This is a genomic window from Phocaeicola sp. RTP21198st1_B8_RTP21198_201120 (assembly GCF_040929485.1).
Classification (GTDB): domain Bacteria; phylum Bacteroidota; class Bacteroidia; order Bacteroidales; family Bacteroidaceae; genus Phocaeicola; species Phocaeicola dorei.
On the sequence record NZ_JBCOCI010000204.1, the window covers coordinates 448 to 1,518 of the forward strand.

General features: G+C 43.7%; 1 protein-coding gene. It reads right to left on the reverse strand.

Features of this window, described 5'->3' with window-relative positions; translation table 11 throughout:
• Nucleotides 1–17: 17 nt before the first annotated feature.
• On the reverse strand, nt 18–1,071 hold a 1,054-nt coding region (locus tag AB5935_RS24500; protein ID WP_368327702.1), incomplete at its 5' end, for an NADH-quinone oxidoreductase subunit N.

Consider the following 1,071-nt stretch of genomic DNA (forward strand, 5'->3'; position numbering starts at 1 on the left):
TTATAAAGGAAGTTCGTTTAAATTCCGAACGATAGTTTATCGATGGATTGATATACGATACTTGCAATACCCAGTCCGATGATACCCAATGTGCAAAGTGCCAGTCCCCATTTTGTGCAACGGTCGCTGCGGAAAGTAGGAATCGGGTTGTCGGAAGGAGTGATGTACATTGCTTTTACAATCAACAGATAGTAGTATAATGAAATCACTGTATTTACCAATGCGATGAATACCAGCAAGTGGAAACCTGCATCGAAAGCAGCCATGAAGATAAAGAACTTAGAGAAGAATCCGGCAAACGGAGGGATGCCTGCCAATGAGAACAGAGACAGAGTCATCAAAAGAGCGATTTTGGGATTCGTTTTATAAAGTCCTGCGTAATCTTCGAGCGTGAATTTCTGACTGCGTAATGCCACGATAGTGATAACGGCAAATACTCCGAGGTTGGCGGCAGCATACACTAATACATAATATACCAATGCTGTCATGCCTTGTGCTGTGCCTCCGATAACGCCTAACATAATATATCCCGCTTGCGAAATACTGGAGAACGCCATCAAACGTTTCAGGTTTTGCTGACGGACAGCAAATATATTGGCAATAGTGATAGAAGCGATGGTTACCCAATAAAGTACTTCCTGCCAGTCATTAATCATTGGAGCGAATACTTTGATAAGGACGGCCAATAATACAAATGCAGCCGATCCTTTTGATATACCACTCAAATAAGCGGTAACTGTACTCGGAGCGCCTTCGTAAACGTCTGCTGTCCATAAGTGGAACGGAACCAGTGACAACTTGAATGCCATTCCTGTGAAGAAGAATATAAATGCCATGATCTGTAACGGATTTCCGTCGATATGGGCAGGGAGGTCATCGAAATAAAGAGTCCCGGCAGAACCATAGATCATGGACAGACCAAACAACAGCAATGCACTGGAGAAAAGAGCTGTCAGAATGTATTTGGCACCTGCTTCGGCAGAGTTGTGACGGTATTTATCGAAGGCAATCAATGCTGCCATCGGAATAGAAGCTGTTTCAAGACCGATGAAGAACATCAGGAGATGTCCG